The following is a 2,523-nucleotide window of genomic DNA, read 5'->3' as shown; positions in this document are numbered from 1 at the left end:
ACCAAAGATTTAAATTACTACGACCCCTATTTCAATACCTTACTGAAAACAAAACAGTTTAATGCTGCTGAGAAATTAGCAAAAAGCCTTTTAAAGGATAACCCCAATAATTATATATTCTCAGTTGATATTGGACGTATTTATCTGGAGAAAAGTGAACAAGAAAAAGCATCTGAATGGTTTAATTCATTAATCCGAACTATGCCATCAAATGAATTTGCCATTAAAGATCTCGCAATTACATTTTATAGAGCTGATGCTTATGATTATTCTATAAAGGCATTACTTACCGGACGAAAATTAATCAACCAAAAAGATGCCTTCACATATGATTTACTGAGCTTATACCGATTTAAAAAAGATAAGCCAATGCTCATTCAAGAGTATATTAATCTACTAAATACAAATCCTGAGGCACTTCCACAAGCACAGAGAGCTTTGGGTGGTACTTTTGAGAGTAAAGAGGACTTTGAGCTCCTGAAGTCGGCAATTTTGCGCTTTCTTCAAAAAGAACCTCAAAGTACGGTAATGGCCGAGCTGCTAACCTGGTACTACATTCAGCAAAAGGAATTTGATATGGCATTGAGGCAAACGCTTGCCTTAGACCGCCGTTTAAAAGAAAACGGACTTAGAATATTTGAGCTGTCTAAAATAATGGCTTCAAACAACGCCTTTGATCAAGCAATAGAATCATTAAACTATCTAATCACAAAAGGAAGCACAAATCAATTTTATATTCCTGCAAAAATCAATTTAGTATTTATAAAAAACAAACAGCTAAATTCAAAAATAGCTAGCAAGGAAGAATTAATTACTCTTGAAAACGAGTATGATTTTCTACTGAATGAATTTGGGCGCAAACGAGAAACAACTTTCGCCATACGACAATTAGCAAATTTACAAGCCTATTATCTTGGTAAATCCAATAATGCCGCCGAACAATTGGAAGCATTGCTAAATCTTCCAGATTTAGATAAACAATTAATTGGTGAAGTAAAATTGGAGCTTGGTGATATTTATATTTTAAGTGGAGAGCTGTGGGAATCCGCTCTTTTATTCGGACAAATAGAAAAAGATTTTGCTAATGAGCCATTGGGACAGGAGGCTAAGTTTAAGAACGCAAAATTAGCCTATTTTCAAGGCGATTTTTTATGGTCAAAGGCGCAATTAGATATCTTAAAAAGCGCAACGTCTCAGTTAATTGCAAACGATGCCTTAAACCTTAGTCTGCTGATTTCGAGCGATCTTAGCATTAAAAATGATAGTGCAGCACTACTAAAATATGCAAATGCCGATCTACTCTTCTTTAAAAAGCAAAATAAAGAAGCATTACAACTTTTAGATAGCATTAGCGTTTTTTATCCAGGCAATACATTGGATGATGATATTGCCATGTTAAAAACTAAAATATTTATAAACAACAAGTCAATAGATCAAGCCATTGAACAGCTTCAAAAAATTATCAATCTAAATATTACAGGACTTTGGGGCGATGATGCTTTATTCCTATTGGCAGGAATTTATGAGGAAGAAACAAAGCAAACCGATAAAGCAATGGAGCTCTATCAAAAATTAATAAATGATTTTCCAGGTAGTTTATTTGTGCTTGAAGCGAGGCAACGCTACCGTAAACTACGCGGAGATCAACTTAAATAAAGTTTTAAAGCTTAATTTTTAAATCCCTATTCCTATATTCGCAGCATGATTTTATATAATGTGACCATAATTTTGGATAATGAAATCCAAATTGAATGGTTGAATTGGATGCAAAAAAAGCAAATTCCACAACTAATGGAAACAGGCTACTTTGATTCCAATCGCTTATTAAAGATACTTGATTCGCCTAATGAAGGTGTAACCTATTGTGTTCAGTTTGTTGTAGATTCAATTGAAAAGCTGAATGAGTTTAAACAAAAGCACGGGCAATTTTTAGAGGCAAATACCCCTACAAAATTTAATAATAAGCTGGTAATCTTTCCAACGGCAATGGAATTTATTGATAAGTAATGAACTTTTTAGAAACAGAAATTAAAGATCTTTTCATTATTGAACCCAAGGTTTGGAAAGATGACCGCGGGTATTTTTTTGAAAGTTATAATAAACAATCTTTCGATGACGAGGGGATTAACGTGAATTTTGTTCAAGACAATCAGTCGCTTTCCCAGAAAGGAACATTGAGAGGATTACATGCTCAAGCCAATCCTTATGCACAAGGAAAATTAGTCCGCGTTATTCAAGGTAAAGTTCTAGACATAGCTGTTGATATTCGCAAAGGATCTAAAACTTATGGACAATATGAAGCTGTTGAATTAAGTGGCGACAATAATCGTATGCTATGGATCCCACCTGGCTTTTTACACGGATTTGTAACACTTGAAGATAATACTATCTTCGCATATAAGGTTTCTGGCCTTTATAATAAATCATCAGAGTTTGGTGTTATTTGGAATGACCCTGATTTAAACATCGATTGGGGAATTGCTACAGATCAAGTAATATTATCAGAGAAAGACAAAACACTAC

General features: G+C 34.0%; 3 protein-coding genes. All 3 read left to right on the top strand.

Annotation, left to right across the window (positions count from 1 at the left end; translation table 11 throughout):
* A partial coding sequence (locus tag ACIQ0D_RS12645) for a tetratricopeptide repeat protein (RefSeq protein ID WP_395806163.1) occupies positions 1–1,656 on the top strand: 1,656 nt, incomplete at its 5' end.
* Positions 1,657–1,701: 45 nt separating this feature from the next.
* Complete coding sequence (locus ACIQ0D_RS12640) at positions 1,702–2,007, top strand: DUF4286 family protein (RefSeq protein WP_395806161.1); 306 nt, start codon at positions 1,702–1,704, stop codon at positions 2,005–2,007.
* The coding region (gene rfbC / locus ACIQ0D_RS12635) for a dTDP-4-dehydrorhamnose 3,5-epimerase (RefSeq protein WP_395806159.1) at positions 2,007–2,523 on the top strand (517 nt) is incomplete at its 3' end. The genes ACIQ0D_RS12640 and rfbC, both read left to right, overlap by 1 nt.

This window comes from Daejeonella sp., from assembly GCF_044342615.1.
GTDB lineage: Bacteria > Bacteroidota > Bacteroidia > Sphingobacteriales > Sphingobacteriaceae > Daejeonella.
The sequence above is the reverse complement of the archived record's forward strand: the minus strand, read 5'-3'. Positions and strand labels throughout refer to the sequence as shown.